General features: G+C 62.2%; 20 protein-coding genes and 1 pseudogene. 7 read left to right on the top strand and 14 right to left on the bottom strand.

Annotated features, from left to right (window positions below; genetic code table 11):
- The 4 genes and pseudogenes from RAZWK3B_RS04125 to dapE form a co-directional block, all read right to left on the bottom strand.
- A pseudogene (locus RAZWK3B_RS04125) lies at nt 1-1,182 on the bottom strand (RNB domain-containing ribonuclease); the annotation flags it as partial.
- A 59-nt stretch (nt 1,183-1,241) separates the two neighbouring features.
- A complete protein-coding gene (locus tag RAZWK3B_RS04120; protein ID WP_037295025.1) occupies nt 1,242-1,823 on the bottom strand; it encodes a TIGR04282 family arsenosugar biosynthesis glycosyltransferase in 582 nt (193 codons plus the stop codon).
- Entirely contained in the window at nt 1,823-2,245 is a 423-nt protein-coding gene (locus RAZWK3B_RS04115) for a GNAT family N-acetyltransferase (RefSeq protein WP_007812467.1), read from the bottom strand. Before RAZWK3B_RS04115 ends, RAZWK3B_RS04120 begins: the two co-directional genes overlap by 1 nt.
- Nucleotides 2,242-3,396 carry a succinyl-diaminopimelate desuccinylase gene (dapE, locus tag RAZWK3B_RS04110; protein ID WP_157132124.1) on the bottom strand — a complete coding sequence of 385 codons (1,155 nt, stop codon included), beginning with the start codon at nt 3,394-3,396 and terminating at the stop codon, nt 2,242-2,244. The genes RAZWK3B_RS04115 and dapE overlap by 4 nt, the downstream gene beginning before the upstream one ends.
- Nucleotides 3,397-3,675: 279 nt before the next feature.
- Here dapE and RAZWK3B_RS04105 point away from each other — a divergent pair, with 279 nt between their 5' ends.
- Together RAZWK3B_RS04105 and RAZWK3B_RS04100 are read left to right on the top strand one after the other, a co-directional pair.
- Nucleotides 3,676-5,277, top strand: coding sequence for a Hint domain-containing protein (locus RAZWK3B_RS04105; protein ID WP_037294860.1), 1,602 nt, complete (start codon nt 3,676-3,678; stop codon nt 5,275-5,277).
- Nucleotides 5,278-5,280: 3 nt separating this feature from the next.
- Complete coding sequence (locus tag RAZWK3B_RS04100; RefSeq protein WP_007812464.1) at nt 5,281-6,372, top strand: Hint domain-containing protein; 1,092 nt, start codon at nt 5,281-5,283, stop codon at nt 6,370-6,372.
- Between the two features lie 24 nt (nt 6,373-6,396).
- Here RAZWK3B_RS04100 and RAZWK3B_RS04095 read toward each other — a convergent pair whose 3' ends face one another.
- Nucleotides 6,397-6,732, bottom strand: coding sequence for a DUF8846 family protein (locus RAZWK3B_RS04095; RefSeq protein WP_007812463.1), 336 nt, complete (start codon nt 6,730-6,732; stop codon nt 6,397-6,399).
- A 165-nt stretch (nt 6,733-6,897) separates the two neighbouring features.
- Here RAZWK3B_RS04095 and RAZWK3B_RS04090 point away from each other — a divergent pair, with 165 nt between their 5' ends.
- The gene (locus RAZWK3B_RS04090) at nt 6,898-7,296 is read left to right on the top strand and encodes a rhodanese-like domain-containing protein (protein WP_007812462.1); all 399 of its coding nucleotides are present in this window, start codon (nt 6,898-6,900) and stop codon (nt 7,294-7,296) included.
- A 54-nt stretch (nt 7,297-7,350) separates the two neighbouring features.
- Here RAZWK3B_RS04090 and dapD read toward each other — a convergent pair whose 3' ends face one another.
- Nucleotides 7,351-8,178, bottom strand: a complete 828-nt coding sequence (gene dapD, locus RAZWK3B_RS04085) for a 2,3,4,5-tetrahydropyridine-2,6-dicarboxylate N-succinyltransferase (protein WP_007812461.1) — start codon at nt 8,176-8,178, stop codon at nt 7,351-7,353.
- Nucleotides 8,179-8,371: 193 nt separating this feature from the next.
- Here dapD and RAZWK3B_RS04080 point away from each other — a divergent pair, with 193 nt between their 5' ends.
- A complete protein-coding gene (locus tag RAZWK3B_RS04080; RefSeq protein WP_007812460.1) occupies nt 8,372-9,193 on the top strand; it encodes an LOG family protein in 822 nt (273 codons plus the stop codon).
- 54 nt (nt 9,194-9,247) lie between these two features.
- Here the strand turns inward: RAZWK3B_RS04080 and RAZWK3B_RS04075 are convergent, their stop codons facing one another.
- The 5 genes from RAZWK3B_RS04075 to RAZWK3B_RS04055 all read right to left on the bottom strand — a co-directional run bounded on the left by RAZWK3B_RS04075 (nt 9,248) and on the right by RAZWK3B_RS04055 (nt 13,247).
- Complete coding sequence (locus tag RAZWK3B_RS04075) at nt 9,248-9,448, bottom strand: hypothetical protein (RefSeq protein WP_007812459.1); 201 nt, start codon at nt 9,446-9,448, stop codon at nt 9,248-9,250.
- Nucleotides 9,449-9,591: 143 nt separating this feature from the next.
- Nucleotides 9,592-10,305 (bottom strand): gamma-glutamyl-gamma-aminobutyrate hydrolase family protein, encoded by a 714-nt coding sequence (locus tag RAZWK3B_RS04070; protein ID WP_007812458.1) that lies wholly within the window; start codon nt 10,303-10,305, stop codon nt 9,592-9,594.
- A gap of 1 nt (nt 10,306) precedes the next feature.
- Nucleotides 10,307-11,266: an amidoligase family protein gene (locus RAZWK3B_RS04065; RefSeq protein ID WP_007812457.1), complete on the bottom strand. Its 960-nt coding sequence runs from the start codon at nt 11,264-11,266 to the stop codon at nt 10,307-10,309.
- Nucleotides 11,267-11,340: 74 nt separating this feature from the next.
- Nucleotides 11,341-12,522, bottom strand: a complete 1,182-nt coding sequence (gene rlmN, locus RAZWK3B_RS04060; protein WP_037294858.1) for a dual-specificity RNA methyltransferase RlmN — start codon at nt 12,520-12,522, stop codon at nt 11,341-11,343.
- A 128-nt stretch (nt 12,523-12,650) separates the two neighbouring features.
- The gene (locus RAZWK3B_RS04055) at nt 12,651-13,247 is read right to left on the bottom strand and encodes a DNA-3-methyladenine glycosylase I (protein WP_007812453.1); all 597 of its coding nucleotides are present in this window, start codon (nt 13,245-13,247) and stop codon (nt 12,651-12,653) included.
- A gap of 104 nt (nt 13,248-13,351) precedes the next feature.
- On the opposite strand from RAZWK3B_RS04055, the gene RAZWK3B_RS04050 reads away from it, so the two are divergent.
- The 3 genes from RAZWK3B_RS04050 to phbB all read left to right on the top strand — a co-directional run bounded on the left by RAZWK3B_RS04050 (nt 13,352) and on the right by phbB (nt 16,391).
- Entirely contained in the window at nt 13,352-14,188 is an 837-nt protein-coding gene (locus RAZWK3B_RS04050; RefSeq protein WP_007812452.1) for an EAL domain-containing protein, read from the top strand.
- A 133-nt stretch (nt 14,189-14,321) separates the two neighbouring features.
- On the top strand, nt 14,322-15,497 hold the full coding sequence (locus tag RAZWK3B_RS04045; RefSeq protein ID WP_037294857.1) for an acetyl-CoA C-acetyltransferase: 1,176 nt from the start codon (nt 14,322-14,324) through the stop codon (nt 15,495-15,497).
- Between the two features lie 171 nt (nt 15,498-15,668).
- Entirely contained in the window at nt 15,669-16,391 is a 723-nt protein-coding gene (gene phbB / locus RAZWK3B_RS04040; RefSeq protein WP_007812448.1) for an acetoacetyl-CoA reductase, read from the top strand.
- 182 nt (nt 16,392-16,573) lie between these two features.
- Here the strand turns inward: phbB and RAZWK3B_RS20425 are convergent, their stop codons facing one another.
- The 3 genes from RAZWK3B_RS20425 to RAZWK3B_RS04030 all read right to left on the bottom strand — a co-directional run bounded on the left by RAZWK3B_RS20425 (nt 16,574) and on the right by RAZWK3B_RS04030 (nt 17,837).
- Complete coding sequence (locus tag RAZWK3B_RS20425; RefSeq protein WP_007812446.1) at nt 16,574-16,744, bottom strand: YdcH family protein; 171 nt, start codon at nt 16,742-16,744, stop codon at nt 16,574-16,576.
- Between the two features lie 114 nt (nt 16,745-16,858).
- Nucleotides 16,859-17,629, bottom strand: a complete 771-nt coding sequence (locus RAZWK3B_RS04035; RefSeq protein ID WP_007812444.1) for a tRNA1(Val) (adenine(37)-N6)-methyltransferase — start codon at nt 17,627-17,629, stop codon at nt 16,859-16,861.
- Nucleotides 17,622-17,837 carry a putative signal transducing protein gene (locus RAZWK3B_RS04030; RefSeq protein ID WP_037294855.1) on the bottom strand — a complete coding sequence of 72 codons (216 nt, stop codon included), beginning with the start codon at nt 17,835-17,837 and terminating at the stop codon, nt 17,622-17,624. The genes RAZWK3B_RS04035 and RAZWK3B_RS04030 overlap by 8 nt, the downstream gene beginning before the upstream one ends.
- Nucleotides 17,838-17,866 lie beyond the last annotated feature (29 nt).

Raw genomic sequence — 17,866 nt, 5'->3', positions numbered from 1 at the left:
TCACGGCCCGCAAGCCTCATCCGGCGCGCCGTCCATCGCCTGCTGGACCTGCTGATACGTCAGCGTCGCAGCCGAGCGCATCAGCCCGCGCACAAACCGGTGCCCTACCTTGGTGCCATGCGCGTCGATCTGCATGCGCACGGCGATACAGGCGCGCGGCACCCCCTCGTGCAGGCTGCACAGATCACCGGACAGACGGTCCGGCAGCATCGGCACCACCCGGTCGGGGAAATAGCTGGAATTGCCGCGCTTGCGTGCTTCCCGGTCCAGCGCGCTGGTCGGCGTCACGTAATGCGCCACATCGGCGATCGCCACCCAGATGACATGCCCGCCTTCATTCTTGGGGTCATCGTCCTCATGCGCCCATACGGCATCGTCATGGTCGCGCGCATCCGCCGGGTCGATGGTGACCAGCGGCATGTCGCGCAGATCGTCGCGCCCGCTCAGGCCCGCGGGTTTCATCTGATCGGCCTCGGCGATCACGTCATCGGGGAATTCATCGGGAATGCCGTGCTGATGGATCGCGATCAGCGACACGGCCTTGGGCGCCGACGGATCGCCCAGACGGGTGATGACCCGCGCGCGCGGCAACCCCAACCGCCCTTTTGGCCCGGACTGTTCTGCCTCGACCAACTCGCCATCCTTGGCGCCACCCGTGGCATCGCCCGGCACCATCCATTCCTTGCCGTCGCCCTTGTCGATAGGCACGATCCGACCGCCTTCGTCGCGCTTGCGGAAGATCCCCAGAACCTTGCGCGGATTGGTCCCGATCCGGCGGATCAGCCGCGCCTCGTAATGATGCGCCTCGCCCTTGACCTCCTGCAGACGACCAAGGATGCGGTCTCCTTCGCCCAAGGCCGGGTCCGAGGCGCGCGGCAACACCATCACCACAGGCTCCACGCCCTCGCCCTGCCATTCCAGCGGACGCGCCAGCAACTCACCGTCCGAGGTCTGCCCAGAGATCTGCAGCACACTGACCGGAGGCAGCCTTTCTGGGTCACGATAGGTCTTCTTGCGCTTTTCCAGATGGCCCTCGGCCTCAAGCTCCTTGAGGATACGCTTCAGGTCGATCCGCGCAGCCCCCTTGATCCCAAAGGCCTTGGCGATATCGCGCTTCGAGGTGAGGGTCGGGTTATCGGAAATCCACTGCAGAATTTCGTCTTTGCTTGGCATCTGGCTCATGCCGTTCGCCTATCACGGATCAGGGCCATGTGCCATGCGGGAAAACACGGCCAGAGGCGTTACCGCGACCGCAAAAGATCCGAGGCGGTGTCCACATCACTCAACGTATCGGCCAGCGCCACGCGCAAGCCCGGCAGGCTGTTGATGCTGTCGCTCAGCGCATGGGACGTGGACCAGCGTACCCCACGAAACAGGGTGGCGGGCGGCGGTGCGATCCGCTTCATCCCCACCAGCCAATAGCCGCCATCGGGCGCCGGGCCGAACACCGCGTCATGACCGCCCAGCAGATCGAAGGCCCGCGCCACATGGCCCTTTTCCAGACCCGGAATATCGCCCCCGACGATGCAGACCGGACCGGGCGGCAGACAGCGCAGCAGCCGTCCCATCCGATCCCCCAGATCACCGCGCCCCTGCGCCACGCGCGGCAGATGACCGGGCCAGACACGGCTGACGCGCCCCTCACGATCCGGCGACACCGCCAGGATCAGCTGCCAGCGTGGATCCTCAAGCCGCCGCAGCAGCCCTGCCACCTGATGCCGGAACCACCACGCGGCAGGCACCATGCCGATATCCGCGCCAAGCCGCGTCTTGACCCGCCCCGGACGCGGCTCCTTGACCATCACGACAAGCTGTCGGCGGATCACGGCGCGCGTTCCATGTCACGATGCGGGATACCGGCATCCATGTATTCGGGGCCAAAGGCGGCAAATCCCAGCTTTTCATAGAACCCAAGCGCATGGGTCTGCGATCCGAGCACCGCGCGGCTGACCCCGGCCTGCGCGCGCAGATGCGCAAGGCAGGCGCGGATCAGCGCCGCGCCGATCCCGGCGCCGCGCGCCTCGCGCAGCACGCAGACCCGACCGATCTTGCCGGTCTCGCCCTTGATGAGGATGCGCGCGCACCCCACCGGGCACCCATCCAGCCGCGCCAGAAGATGATGCGCCTCGCCATCGCGCCCGTCGCGTTCCTCGGCCTCGGGCACATTCTGTTCCTCGATGAAGACCGTGGCGCGCAACGCCAGACAGGTCTCGAGATCGGATGTCGGCCCGACCTCGAGCGTCATGCGAAATAGTCCCTCAGGATGCGGCCATAGATATCCTTGAGCTGCGGGATCAACGCCAGCTCCACCCGCTCATCCACCTGATGCATCGTGCGCCCCACCAGACCGAATTCCACCACCGGGCAGTGAGTCTTGACGAACCGCGCATCCGACGTGCCGCCCGTGGTGGACAGAACCGGCGCGATGCCGGTCTCGGCCTCGACAGCAGCAGCCACCAGATCCGACAGCGGCCCCGGCGGTGTCAGAAAGCTTTCGCCCGATACTTTTACCGTCATCTCGCCTGCCACGCCAAAGGCTTCGGCCACGTCGTCCAGTTCGGATTGCAGCCACCCGATCAGAGAGGCGCTGTCATGGGCATCGTTGAAGCGGATATTGACCGTGGCCCGGCACTGCGCCGGGATCACATTGGTCGCCGGGTTGCCCGTGTCGATCGTGACCACGGCAAGGGTCGAGGGGTCGAAATGCTCGGTTCCCTCGTCAAGCACATGGCTCGACAGCCGGTCCATGAGCCGCGCCATTGCCGGCAGGGGATTGCGCGCGCGATGCGGATAGGCCGAATGGCCCTGCTCGCCGGTGATGGTAAACCAGGCGCTCAGCGATCCGCGCCGGCCGATCTTGATCATCTCGCCCAGCCGGTCGGGGCAGGTCGGCTCTCCGACAAGGCAGACATCCATCCGTTCGCCGTGTTGCGCCATCCAGTCAAGGATCGCGGTGGTGCCGTCCACGGCATCGCCTTCCTCGTCTCCGGTCACCGTGACGATCACCGCGCCATCCTCGGGCGGCGTGTCGCGCACGAAATCCACGGCGGCCGCCACAAAGGCCGCGACGCCGGATTTCATGTCCGTGGCACCGCGCCCCCAGAGAAAACCGTCTTTCTGCTCGGCCCCGAAGGGCGGTATGCTCCATGCCGCCTCATCGCCAAGCGGCACCACGTCGGTATGCCCGTTGAAGCCGAATGTGCGCGCAGCACCCTTGTCACCCCACCGCGCGAAAAGGTTGGACACGCCACCGCGCTCGATCCAGGTGCAGGCAAACCCCGCCTCGGTCAGCAGGGTTTCCAACAGCTGCAGCGCGCCGCCTTCCGCGGGGGTTATCGACGGGCAACGCACAAGATCGGCGGTCAGTTCAACAGGATCGACAGGCATAGCGGGCATGGTCCCTTACATCTCGGAAAGTGTCCCCGCATCGCTAGCGCGGTTCGCCGCGAAGCGCAAATAGAGCACACTCAGTCAGGCTTCTGTTGATTTCTGTTAACAATTCTCCTGAATTATGTTAGCAAAATGTCAATAATAACCCGAGGCAGGGTAAAATTCAGCAGGGCCGCAAAAGGCCCGCGATCGAGCGGACAGCACTTTGTCCAGGAATTGACAGCGGCGTTTTAGCCGTCTCGCTGCGTTTTGCGCTGCCCCGAACTGGTTCGAGGGCATTTTAGAATGGTAGCTCCAGCGAGACTTCCCATCGACACGAATGCGTCCGCCGTGGCCATGGCACAGGAAATCTTTGGTGACGGCGCCACGGTTGTCAGCGCCTCCTATACCGGGGCGGCGCTGTCGTCGGGAATTTATACCGACGGCGACACCATCACGCCCGGTGTCACGCCTGCCGATACGGGGGTGATCCTCTCGACCGGCAACGTCACGTCCTTCACCAATGACGCGCCCCCGGCCTTCGCATGGTGGTTGCAGAACAATTCCAACCAGAGCACCGGCACCTCAACCAACACGACAGGCCCCGACAACGATCCGCTGTTCAACGCCGCCGCCGGGGCCAGCACCTTCGATGCGGCCTATCTGGATGTGGATTTCATCCCGACCGGTCCCTTGATGTCGATGAAATTCGTCTTCGCCTCCGAGGAATTCCCCGAGTTCCAGACCGGCATCTATCAGGATTTCGTCGGGGTTTGGGTCAATGGTCAGCAGGTCGATCTGTCAATAGGGGATGGCGATGCCGACCCCAACAACCTCAACGGCACCACGAACGCCAACCTCTACAACGACAATACCGGCGACCAGTTCAACACCGAGATGGACGGCTTCACCGTCACCCTGACAATGACCTTTCCGGTCACCGCGGGCGAGCTGAACTCGATCCGTATCGGGATCGCGGACGTGGTGGACAGCAGCTACGATTCCGCCCTTCTGATCGCCGCGGACAGTCTCCAGACCACCCTCGTCGCGGTTGACGACACCAGCAACCTGTTTCCCGACGGCTCGAAAACGCTCGACCTTCTGGCCAATGACGTCAACTCGACCGGCGGCACCCTGACCATCACCCATATCAACGGTCAGGCCGTCAGCGTGGGCGATGTGGTGACACTGACCACCGGACAGCAGGTGATGCTGAACGCCAATGGCACCGTCACCGTGACCGGCGATGGCGATGTCGAGCAATTCAATTTCACCTACGAGGCCGCCAGCAGCACAGGCCAGAGCGATATCGGCTTCGTCACTGTCGACTCGGTTCCCTGCTTCACCGCAGGCACGCGGATCCTGACACCTTCGGGCTTGATCCAGGTCGAGTGTCTCAATCCCGGCGATCTGGTCACCACCAAGGATGACGGCCCGCAACCCCTGCGCTGGATCGGTCAGCGCCGTGTGGCCGCCGAGGGAAGTTTCGCCCCGATCCTCATTCCCGCCGGCAGTTTCGGCGCGCATCACGACCTCTTGGTTTCTCCGCTCCACCGGGTGCTGATCCGCGACAGCCTTGCCGAACTTCTCTTCGGCGAGGGCGAGGTGCTCGTCGCCGCGCGCGATCTGGTCAACGGCCACAGCATCCGCCGCATGGAAGGCGGCTTTGTCGACTATCTGCACCTGATGTTCGACCGCCATCAGGTGATCTTTTCCGAAGGTCTGGAAACCGAAAGCTTCCTGCCCGGACCACAGATCACCAACGTGTTCGAGGCCGAGGTTCTGAAAGAAATCTGCGCCATCTTCCCCGAGATCGACCCGGCCACAGGCGCCGGCTACAGCCCCGCCGCGCGCCGCACGCTTCGCCCCTTCGAAGCGCAGGTGCTGGTCCGCAGAAAGGCCGCCTGACAGATGACATGGATCGCGATCATAGATCACCATGACGGGCGCTTCGCTCCGCATGGCCTTGATGGGCCCAAGCATGCCCCCCGGCCCTATCCTCCCGATCAACTGATCCCCCGTGGCACGCTGCTGCTGGAAACCCGCCTGTCACCCGATGGCAGGCCGCAGACGCTGCTGGCATTCCAGCGCCAGCACCCCTGGCCCGGCGGCTTTTCGCTACGTGCCTTGCCGCAGGGTGGCATCATCCTCGTGGTGACCCAAGGCAACGACATCCACCATGCCACCCTGCCGCATCAGGCGGATGGCCGCACCGATATCGTGCGCCTGACCTATAGCTGGGACGCACCCGCGCGGTGGGGCCGACTGACGATGGAGCGCCCCGAAAGCGATCTCATCCATTCGGTCGATATGTCGCCGCCCCACCCCATGCTGATGGCCGATGTCCATGCGCTCTGTCAGCACCGCCACAACCACGAAATGGATCCCGACGTGGATTTCGTCGCCATTTCAACCAAGGTAGAGCCCGTGGGGCCGATGCCCGCCCTGACGAGCCGCGTGCCGATCGCCACCGCCTTCGGCGATATCGCCGCAGGGCAACTCAAGCGCGGTGATGTCGTGCTGACCGATACCGGCATTTCGGTGCCGGTGCTGCGCATGGTCACCCGCACCGTTCCCGCCCGCGGCAGTTTCCGCCCGGTACGCCTGCGCGCCCCCTATTTCGGACTGCGCGAGGATATCGTGGTTGCGCCCCAGCAACGGCTGGTCATCAGCGGAAGCGAGGTGGAATACATGTTCGGGCGCGAAGCGGTGCTGGTGCCTGCCCGCCATCTGGTGAACGGGCGGTCTGCGCTGTTCGCGAAAGGCCCCGAACTCGTGACCTACCGTCACCTGCTTCTGCCGGGGCACGAGGCGGTTCTTGCGGGGGGCGGCTGTGCGCTGGAAAGTCTCTATATCGGGCGGTTGCGGCGCAAGCCGGATCAACTGGTGCAATCGGTTCTGGCAGATGCCGACCGCTCGCGCCTGCCCGAACACGCAAAGCCCGTCTGGCCCGTTCTCAAACCCTTCGAAGCGATCACCTTGGCGATGCAGCGCGTCGCCTGAACGGCGCCCGCACCCGGCTTGCGATCAATCGTAGAACGGCGTGACCTGGGCCACGATCACAGCGTTTTCCTCAAGCGCTCTGGCCATCAGGGCACGTTCGTCCTCGCCGATCTCGTGCCCCTCGGCCAGCCGCTCGTCCAGCGTGCCATAGCCCGACACATCCAAGGGCGCGGTATCGGCCTGTTTGAGCACGGCAACGGTCTCGCGCACGGCCTCTTCTTCGTCCACGCCCGAGGCATAGACCATCAGCGCCGCCCCCGTGGCCTTCGCAGGCAGACCATCGCCCGCCTTGCGGCCGATCTCGACCAGCAGGGTATAGACCTGCTGGCGCTTGGGGGATTTGGTCTTGCTGCCACTCATGCGCCGGTTCCTTCTGTCTGACCTGACCTGCGTCAGCCCCGGTTTGAAGTCAAGCCTGTCGCATCGGATCGCACCATGAACGCCCGCGAAATTCGGCATTTCAGCCTTGCGCAAAACGCTTTAGGCTCCGGCCACACAGGACACCGCACCACCAAGGAGACTGCGATGAAACGAGCCAGCGACATGGTCGCGGAAGCCAACGCACTGGTCGATCACGCGCCCGCACAGGACATGCTGGCGCTGCATGGTCAAGAGGGCGTCACCTTCGTCGATCTGCGCGACCCGCGTGAGTTGGAGCGTGACGGGATGATCCCCGGCGCCTTCCACTGTCCTCGCGGAATGCTGGAATTCTGGATCGACCCGGAAAGCCCCTATGCCAAACCGCAGTTCCAAACCGGCGACAGGTTCGTGTTCTACTGCGCCTCGGGTTGGCGCTCGGCGCTCTCGGCGCGGGTCGCCCAAGAGATGGGGCTACCGAATGTCAGCCATATCGAAAACGGGTTCGGCGGCTGGAAGAAAGCCGGCGGACCGGTCGGCGCGAAGCCCTCGAAATCCGTCGGCTGAAATGCGTGGGCAAGGCGCAACGCCGCGCCTTGCCCGATGTGCCGCGATGGCGCGTCAGTCGCGCAGCAGCTCGTTGATGCCGGTCTTCGAGCGGGTCCGCTCATCCACGCGCTTGACGATCACCGCACAATAGAGGTTCAGGTTGTTCTTGGTCGGCATAGACCCGGACACCACCACCGAATAGGGTGGCACCTCGCCCATGAAGACCTCGCCGGTTTCGCGATCGACGATCTTGGTGGACTGGCCGATATAGACCCCCATCCCCAAAACCGAGCCTTCGCGCACGATGCAGCCCTCGACCACCTCCGAGCGCGCGCCGATAAAGCAATTGTCCTCGATGATCGTGGGACCGGCCTGCATTGGCTCGAGCACGCCGCCGATGCCCACACCGCCCGACAGGTGCACGTTCTTGCCGATCTGCGCGCAGCTTCCCACGGTGGCCCATGTATCCACCATCGTGCCTTCACCCACATGGGCGCCAAGGTTCACGAAGCTGGGCATCAGCACGACACCCGGCGCGATATAGGCGGATTTGCGCACCACGCAGTTGGGCACGGCACGAAACCCCGCCGCTTTCCAGTCGGTCTCGCCCCAGCCCTTGAACTTGCTGTCGACCTTGTCCCACCAGCCGCCGCCCTGCGGGCCGCCGTCCTGCATCTCCATGTCCTTGATGCGAAAGCCCAGCAGAACCGCCTTCTTGGCCCACTGGTTCACATGCCAGTCGCCATTGTCCTGCCGTTCGGCCACGCGCAGCTTGCCCGAATCGAGCGCACTCAGCGTCGCCTCGATGGCCTCACGGGTTTCGCCCCCGGTGCTTGATGTGATCTGATCGCGGACTTCCCACGCGGCTTCGATGGCTTGTTCCAGTTGAGCGTTCGACATCGGGTGCCTCCCTTGGCTTCTGGCGTCATATGTTTCAGCGGCTTGGCCAAGGGCTATATGCGCAACCCGTGCCGGGATCAATCCGGCGTCGACGCTTGGGCCTGTCCCCGTCGGCACCGTGCTTGTTCTGGTCAAGCGGCGGCGAACCCGCTACCCCTTGAAGGGAACGCTCCGCTCAACCCGAAGGTCCGCGATGACAGATGACCGCCACAGCCAGTTCCGCGACGCGCATACCGACCGCAGCAGCGCCGAACAGGTGCCCGACACGCCCCAGACCCGCGCGCCGGCCTACCGGCTGGCCTTCGCCGATCCCGATTTCATGCTGCGCGATGAGCTGCGCCCGGTCCGTCTCCAGCTTGAATTGCTCAAGCCAGAGCTGATCCTGAACGAGCGTGGGATCGAAAGCACCGTGGTCCTGTTCGGCGGCGCCCGCATCCCCGAACCCGCTCAGCGCGACAGTGCCCGCACCGAAACCCTCGCCGATCTTGCGCGGTTCTACGATGAGGCCCGCGAATTCGCCCGGCTCATCACGATGAAATCCATGGCGAGCTATGGGCGCGAATTCGTCGTGGCAACAGGCGGTGGCCCCGGCGTGATGGAGGCCGGCAACCGTGGTGCTGTCGATGCCGGTGGCGCGTCCATCGGACTCAACATCGTGCTGCCCCATGAACAGGCCCCGAACGAATACGTCACACCCGGCCTGTGCTTCAACTTCCACTATTTCGGCATCCGCAAGATGCACTTCCTGATGCGCGCCAAGGCGATCTGCGTCTTTCCCGGTGGCTTCGGCACCCTCGACGAGATGTTCGAGGCCCTGACCCTGATTCAGACCGACCGCATGACCAAAGTGCCCTTCCTGCTCTTCGGCGAAGAGTTCTGGCGCCGGATCATCAACTGGGAGGCGCTGGCAGATGCCGGCACCATCAGCCCCGAGGATCTGGACCTGTTCCGCTTCGTCGAAACCGCCAAGGACGCGGTCGAGATCATAGACGCCTGGTATGCCGACAAGGGCTGACAAGGACCGTCGCGGCCGTCACCGGCCGCCCGCACCCCGATCAGCGCTCAGGTCTCAGGCCACTTGCCCCGGCAGAACGCACAACGTGCCGCCGCGCCGCACCGAGGTGACCATCCGCCCCTCAGCCGTTTCCTTGATCGCATAGCCATAGCCACGCAACCGATGGCGCCATTCGCGCTCTGAAACCGCCATGCTCCGTTCGCGCAGAACGAAGTTCAGGATCTCTGTTTCGTGTTCACTCACTGACTGTTTCATCGTTTCCTACCTCAAAACAGTTACCGTTCAACCAATCGATAACCAGAGTTGAGGGCAACAATCGTGCAGAAATATGGCGCACCCAAGGTGTCTTCATGACCAGACCCGACCGGGCCAGATATGACCCGATCTGACAGCACCGCTCACTCTGCCCCGGCATCCACGCGCTGCATCTGACTGCGCCGCTGCCGGCTGGCTTTCGCCGCCGCCACCAGCGCGCGGAACAACCCCTGCTGGCGCCGCGCATAGAACAGATGCTCGGGATGCCACTGCACCCCGATCGCGAACGGGTCGCGCACCCTTTCGATCGCCTGGATCATGCCGCCGCGATCCCGTGCCGCCACCCGCAACCCCCGGCCTAACTGGTCAACCGCCTGCGAATGCAGCGCATTGACCTTCATCAGAGCACCACCCGCCACCGCCGCCAGCCGGGTGCCCGGCGCGATCAGCACGGTCTTGCGCGGCAGGATCGTCCGGTGCCGGTCGCTGTCGCGATAGGCGTCATAGGCATCTTGATGCAAGGTCCCCCCAAGCGCCACGTTCAGCATCTGACTGCCCCGGCAGATCCCCATCACCGGCAGGCCCTGCTCGAACGCCTCAAGCACCAGCCGCCGCTCCAGCGCGTCGCGCCCTGGATCAAGCCGCGCCGATGTCACGACCTGCCCGCCATAAAGATCCGGCGAGATATCGTCGCCGCCGCCGACAATCACCCCATCCACATCGGCTACATGCGCAGGCGCCCGGTCGGTCCAGCGCCGCGCGCGCCCGCCCGCCATCCAGACATTCAACGCCATCAGCGGAAAGATGCGCCAGCCGGACCTGCGCGAGGTGGTGATCCCGATGACCGGTCGCACCATCTCAGCTGGCCACCATCCCGGCCTCATGCAGGATCGCGCCGCAGCGGTCGGCCCACCGCGCGCGCGACAGGGTGACCATCCCGTGATCGTCGCTCCAGGCCTCGGCAAGACGCGCCAGCAACGCCGCGTCCCAGGCCACCCGCTCGACCATGATCCAGCGCTGCCATTCATCGGCAATGGACCAGCCCTCTTCGTCGATCAGGCAATCGGGAAGCCGGAAATGAAACGCCGGACGCGCCGATACCGGCCCGCTCAGCTTCCGCTCCACAGCCTCGGGCGCCAGATGCGCAAAGATCGGCAGCATATCCAGCCCGTGATTCCGGCTCGGCGTCAGACTCAGGTAAAGCGTCATCACATCGCGCAGCGCCGCCTCCGGGCCAAGCGCGATCAGCCCGCGCACCAGGTCGGTGGGATAAGGATCGGTAAACGGCAACAGACGGCGCGACTCGTCGATGGGGTTGTCGCGCCGCATCCAGTCCTCGATCAGCGCATAGGCCAAAAGCGGTCGGATCACATCGCCATCCGCTTGCGACGCGATCTGGACATTCAGATGCACCCCGAACCCAAAGACCCATCCGGCCCCACTGCCAAGCGCCCCTGCGCGCCGCAAAGCCCGCGTCAGATCCTCAAGCGCCTCCAGCCCGGCCATGTCCAGCGGTTCGGTGACGATCTCCACCGGCACGACCTCGCGCCCCAGCTCCAGCGCCAGATCGCGCAGTTTGCTCTGGGTGGCCTTGCGCAGGAAAATATCCAGATAGACCTCCAGCGTCCCGATCCGGCTGTCGCGAATGGTCCAGAACGGCCCATCCCCCTGTTCGGCCCGTCCTCCCAGCGTATCGGTGCAGATCCCGGCAACCTCGGCCTCGCTCAACCCGCCAAGCTCGATCTCCACGCCGACGCGGCGGGGTGTGCCATCTGCGGCAAGCGGCCGTGGCAAGGGTGTGAAACGGTCAGGGGCCATCGCCGGTCCTTTCGCGTGTCAGGCTGCATCAGACTGTCAGATAGCAGCCCGAACTGCCAGCGTGACGCCGCGGCTCAGCCCAGCCCGGCCTCGGACTCGATCTGTTTGCGGGATTTGCGCGCGCGCTCGGTGGCCGATTTCAACTGCCCGCAGGCGGCCATGATATCTTCGCCGCGCGGCGTGCGGATCGGGCTGGCATACCCCGCTTTGTAGACGATATCGGCGAATTTCTCGATCCGGTCCCAATCGCTGCGCTGATGCGGGGCGCCGGGCCATTCGTTGAACGGGATGAGGTTGATCTTGGCCGGAATGCCCTTGATCAGCTGCACAAGGCGGCGGGCATCGGCATCGCTGTCATTCACGTCCTTCAGCATCACGTATTCAAAGGTGATCCGCTCGGAATTCGACAAGCGCGGATACTCGCGCAGCGCCCCAAGAAGGGTTTCGATATTCCATTTCTTGTTGATCGGCACCAGCTTGTCGCGCACCTCGTCGGTGGTCGCGTGAAAGCTGACGGCAAGCATGCAGCCGATCTCTTCGGCGGTCTTGGCGATCTCGGGCACAACCCCGCTGGTGGACAGGGTGATGCGGCGGCGGCTGAGCGAAATGCCCTCGCCATCCATCGCGATCTTCATCGCGTCGCGCACATTGTCGAAATTGTAAAGCGGCTCGCCCATACCCATCAGAACGATGTTCGACAACAGACGCGGGCGTTCGCCTGCGCCCTCGCCGGGCCGGGGCCATTCGTCCAGATCGTCGCGCGCCATCATCACCTGGCCCACGATCTCGCCCGCGCTCAGGTTCCGGACCAGTTTCTGCGTGCCGGTGTGGCAGAACGAACAGGTCAGCGTGCAGCCCACCTGGCTCGAGATGCACAGCGTCCCGCGGTCGGTTTCGGGGATATAGACCACCTCGACCTCATGCCCGCCCGCGATCCGGACAAGATATTTACGGGTCCCGTCGGCACTGACCTGCTTCGAGACCATCTCGGGGATCTCGATCACGAAATTCTCCGCCAGCATTTGCCGATAGGTCTTGGACAGGTTCGTCATCGCGTGAAAGTCGCGCACACCCCATTGATAGAGCCATTGCCAGATCTGGTTCACCCGCATCTTGGCCTGCTTCTCGGGCGTGCCTGCTTCGATCAGCACCTCGCGCAAGCGGTCGCGCGTCAGACCGACAAGATTGGTCGGCCCCTCGGGCAGCTTGCGGGGGATGGTCATTACGTCCTGGGTGATCGGGGCGGTATTGGTCATGGGCTCGCGCTTTGGAGTCGGGCTAGGGCTTGGATGCGCCTCCATATAGGATTTGCGCGGCGATTCCAAAACATTCCGGGCGCTGCGTCATGCACCGACGCAATACCGACGTGATACCGACGTCATACCTACGCGGATTTTCGGGGTTTTTGGCCCAGCTTCGCGACCGGTCCGTGACAGGGGCAGGTGACAAGATGATCGTTCACCATGCCCACCGCCTGCATGAAGGCATAGACGATGGTAGGCCCGCAGAATTTGAATCCCCTTTTCCGCAAATCTCTTGAAATTGCTCTGGAAATTTCCGTCTCCGTGGGCACGTCCTCAAGCCGCTCCCAGGCATTCTGCAGAGGCTTGCCGCCGACATGGTCCCACAGGTACCGATCAAACCCCTGCTCGGCCTCGATCTCCTGCCAAACCCGCGCATTCCCGATCACCGCCTCGATCTTTCCACGGTGCCTCACGATCCCCTGATCCCCCAGCAAAACCTGCACTTCCGCTTCGCCCCACCCGGCGATGATGTTGGGGTCAAACCCTTGAAATGCCTTGTGAAAATTCTTACGCTTGCGCAGGATCGTGATCCAGCTCAGCCCCGCCTGAAAGCCATCGAGGATCAGCTTTTCCCACAAGGCGCGGCTGTCATATTCCGGCACGCCCCACTCGGCATCATGATAGGATTCATAGAGCGGATCGGCGCCGACCCAACCGCATCTTTCTGCCATCCCCATACTCCGTTCCCCCATGATCGGCCGAACCTTTCAAATTGACCGCTTAAGCCTTCCTTAGCGGCTGTCCTGCAGCCTGTGAACCTCGGGAATGCAGAGGTGCGATAATGCGGCGCAAACGACAATTTGCTGATCTGGCTGAGGGCGAAGACTCGGCATTGAACTACGCGATCATGAAACGGGACCTGTCGGTATTGGACATGGTCGAAGAGGCTGTGAGCAGGAAGCAATTATTGCTTTCTTATCAGGCTGTTGTCACAACAAACGATCCATCCTGCGTCGCCTTTTACGAAGGTCTCATACGTGTGCTCGACGATACGGGCAGGATCATCCCGGCACGCGATTTCATATCGGCGGTGGAAACCACGGAAACCGGTCGCATCATCGATTGCATCGCCTTGGAAAAAGGCCTGAAATTGCTGGCACGCCAGCCCGATTTGCGCCTGTCCCTCAACATGTCGGCTCGATCGATCGGGTACAAGCGATGGGTCCGAACCTTGAGCCGCCGTCTGGATGCGGACCCAACCCTTGGAGAGCGGCTGATTCTCGAAATTACGGAAAGTTCGGCGATGCTCATCCCCGAACTGGTCATTGGATTTATGCAGGAATTTCAGACCAAAGGGGTCAGCTTTGCGCTGGACGATTTCGGCTCGGGCTTCACATCTTTCAGATATCTGCGTGATTTTTACTTTGATATCATCAAGATCGACGGCCAATTCATCCGGGGCATCGCCAATAATCCGGACAATCAGGTACTGACAGCGGCCTTGCTGTCGATTGCCGATCAATTCGACATGCTGACCGTCGCAGAAAGTGTCGAAACCGCACAGGACGCCGCCTATCTGGCAGCAATCGGGGTCGACTGCCTTCAGGGATATTACTTCGGTGCACCCACGATAAAGCCGCCATGGGAGCAAGACTCGGTGCACGGCCTTCGCGCATGACCTCCGACATCGGGCCGTTGCCGCGCAGCCTTCAGTGCGTTATGACGAGATCAGCCGGCGGGGGATACCGGGCAACGCCTGACACGACGTTGCGGCACGCCTCGGCCATGAAGAATTCTGGTGGAGGACTCACATGACTAACGTTGTTATCGCATCCGCGGCTCGAACAGCCGTCGGATCTTTTGGAGGCGCATTCGCCAATACGCCGGCACATGACCTTGGCGCTGCCGTGCTGGAAGCCGTCGTTGCGCGCGCCGGTATCGAAAAGGCGGAAGTTTCGGAAACGATCCTAGGCCAGGTTCTCACCGCAGCGCAGGGGCAGAACCCGGCACGTCAGGCCCATGTCAACGCGGGTTTGCCGATCGAAAGCTCGGCCTGGAGCATCAACCAGGTATGCGGCTCGGGCCTGCGGGCGGTCGCGCTTGGTGCGCAGCACATCCAATTGGGCGATGCCGATATCGTCTGCGCCGGCGGTCAGGAAAACATGACGCTCAGCCCCCATGCCGCCCATCTGCGGGCCGGTCAAAAGATGGGCGACATGACCTATATCGACACGATGATTCGCGATGGTCTGTGGGATGCATTCAACGGCTATCACATGGGCCAGACCGCCGAGAACGTCGCCGGGAAGTGGCAGATCAGCCGCGAACAACAGGATGAATTCGCGCTGGCCAGTCAGAACAAGGCAGAAGCGGCCCAAAAGGCTGGCAAATTCGACGACGAGGTGATCGCCTTTACCGTCAAGACGCGCAAAGGCGATATCGTTGTCGACAAGGATGAATATATCCGGCACGGCGCCACGATCGAGAGTATGCAGAAACTGCGTCCGGCCTTTGCCAAAGACGGATCGGTTACCGCAGCAAACGCAAGCGGGATCAATGACGGTGCCGCAGCGACTTTGCTGATGTCCGCTGATGCCGCCGAGAAACGCGGTATCGAACCTTTGGCACGGATCGCCTCCTATGCGACAGCGGGGCTTGATCCATCGATCATGGGCGTGGGTCCGATCAATGCCAGCCGCAAGGCCTTGGCCAAGGCTGGCTGGTCTGTCGACGATCTGGACCTGGTGGAAGCCAATGAAGCCTTCGCCGCGCAGGCATGTGCCGTCAACAAGGACATGGGCTGGGATCCCGCGATCGTGAACGTCAATGGTGGCGCAATCGCAATCGGTCATCCGATCGGCGCATCAGGCTGCCGTGTCTTGAACACGCTCCTTTTCGAGATGAAACGCCGGAACGCCAAGAAAGGTCTTGCGACATTGTGCATCGGTGGCGGCATGGGCGTCGCACTGTGCGTTCAACGCGACTAAGCGTTACTACAGGGCTGTGAACATCTGACATAAGGGCGCTCAATGGGCGCCCTTATCCATATCGAACAAAAAACGCTGCGGCGCGGAAAATTCAATAAGCAATAATATTGCGCAGCGCGCACCGAAAGAGTAACAGAGTTACAAGACCTTTTAACCAAACTGGAGGAAAACATGGCACGAACTGCACTCGTCACCGGTGGCTCGCGCGGAATCGGCGCTGCGATCTCGAAGGCGCTCAAGGCTGAAGGCCACAACGTGGCAGCCACCTATGCCGGTAATGATGAGGCCGCGGCAAAGTTCACCGAGGAAACCGGCATCAAGACCTATAAATGGAACGTCGCCAGCTACGACGAGTCCAAGGCAGGCATCGCCAAAGTCGAAGAAGAACTGGGACCAATTGAAATCGTTGTGGCCAATGCCGGCATCACCCGTGACGCTCCGTTCCACAAGATGACACCAGAACAGTGGCATGACGTGATCGACACCAACCTGACAGGGGTCTTCAACACGGTACACCCGGTCTGGCCCGGTATGCGCGAGCGCGGCTTCGGGCGAATTGTGGTCATCAGTTCGATCAATGGCCAAAAGGGACAATTCGCGCAGGTCAACTATGCGGCGACCAAAGCCGGTGATCTGGGGATCGTGAAGTCGCTGGCACAGGAAGGCGCCGCAAAAGGCATCACCGCGAATGCGGTTTGCCCCGGCTACATCGCAACGGAAATGGTGATGGCCGTTCCGGAAAAAGTGCGCGAAGCAATCATCGGCATGATTCCCGCCGGTCGTCTTGGCGAACCGGAAGAGATCGCGCGCTGCGTGACCTTTCTTGCATCAGACGAGTCAGGCTTCATCAACGGATCGACAATTTCCGCGAATGGCGGACAGTTCTTCGTCTGATCGATCACTCGGAACTCACAGATCAAGCCGGTCGCCAAGGCGACCGGCTCAAGCTTCAAGTCATTTTTAAAGTTCAAAAATTTGATTGGGAATGCATCATCCCTGCAAGAACAGCAGATGGAAAATGCGTTATCTGCGTAAGTGGTGGGGAAGCCCAAATCCGGCAAGCTCCCCCTTTGGGATCATACGTTGACAGAGAGCCGTTCGATGGCTTCCTTGATCCGAAGCTTCTGCTTCTTGAGTTCCGCAAGTTCCAGATTGCTTGCGCCGGGAGCGCGCTGCACTTCTTCCACCCGCTCCGAGAGGACCCTATGTTTCTTCTTCAGTTCCTCGATGTGTGAACTCAAGCCCATTGGCATTCTCCTCTCTGATGAATGTTGTGTAACATCAGTGCAGCATACTTTGGTCGACCTGTCACGCTGCAGACGCAGCATAAGCTGAATTTTGCAGATATCATTTTATTCAACTCAAGGGTGAAAGGGCAGGTAACTGCCCTCACGCAGGACACAAGCCGTTGCATCCGTGTAGTTTTCCTTGTCGCTCACGTGGGCCGCACCTTCGTGCAAAACCCATCCATCATGTAGCTTGAAATCGGCGCGCCCCCCCTTGCGCCCCCTGACCAAAGACAGTCTTGCCGGTCTACCGCGACGGGGAATCAGCGGCAAAACTTCGAGACTGCCAAGATGGTCTGAAATTTCGCCCAACAAGGCAGGCAGACGTTCCGTTCGGTGAATGAAGGTTACGGTGCCTTTCGGCGCAGCCCGGCGCGCGGCGGCCCTTACCCATGTGGCAAGCGGGGTGACCTCCCCAAGGGCGGTCTCGCGCCCGGTATCACGCGCGGCGCTTCCTGCGTTTCGATCAAAATAAGGCGGGTTGACCAACACATGGGTAAATTGCCGCTGCCTGAATTGCTCGGGCATATCCGAAACATCCCCTGTCACGACCTCCATCGTGATCCCGTTGACCGACGCGTTTTGCCGGGCCAGCGCCGCGTATGCGCACTGCAATTCCAGACCGGCAAGTGCGAGGCCATCGACACGGGACGCGAGGCACAGCCCGGCCACACCGACCCCACATCCCAGATCCAGAACCGTGTCACCGGCGCGCGCGGGGACACTGGCCGCCAACAACACAGGATCGACACCGGCGCGATAACCTTCGCGAGGCTGACTGATCCGCAAACGACCACCGAGAAAATCATCCGTGGTCAAACTGCCCTCTGGCCAGTCCTCAGCCATAAACCTCGATCCCGTTGTCGATCAATGTCTGGCGCGCCTGCTCGTAATCACGCTCGGCAACCATGAGACGACGAGGAAATATCCCGATGGATCCCTCGAGAATGCTCATATTTACGTCCATTTCAAAGCAGTCTATACCCTCGCCCTGAAGCAACGCTTGGGCGAAGGCGATCATTGTCGGATCGTTTGTGCTGAGTAGGTGTTTCATGGGGATGACTTAAGGGCACCGCGGTCTAT

This window comes from Roseobacter sp. AzwK-3b (assembly GCF_000170875.1).
Classification (GTDB): Bacteria; Pseudomonadota; Alphaproteobacteria; order Rhodobacterales; family Rhodobacteraceae; genus Roseovarius; species Roseovarius litoreus.
The sequence above is the reverse complement of the archived record's forward strand: the minus strand, read 5'-3'. Positions and strand labels throughout refer to the sequence as shown.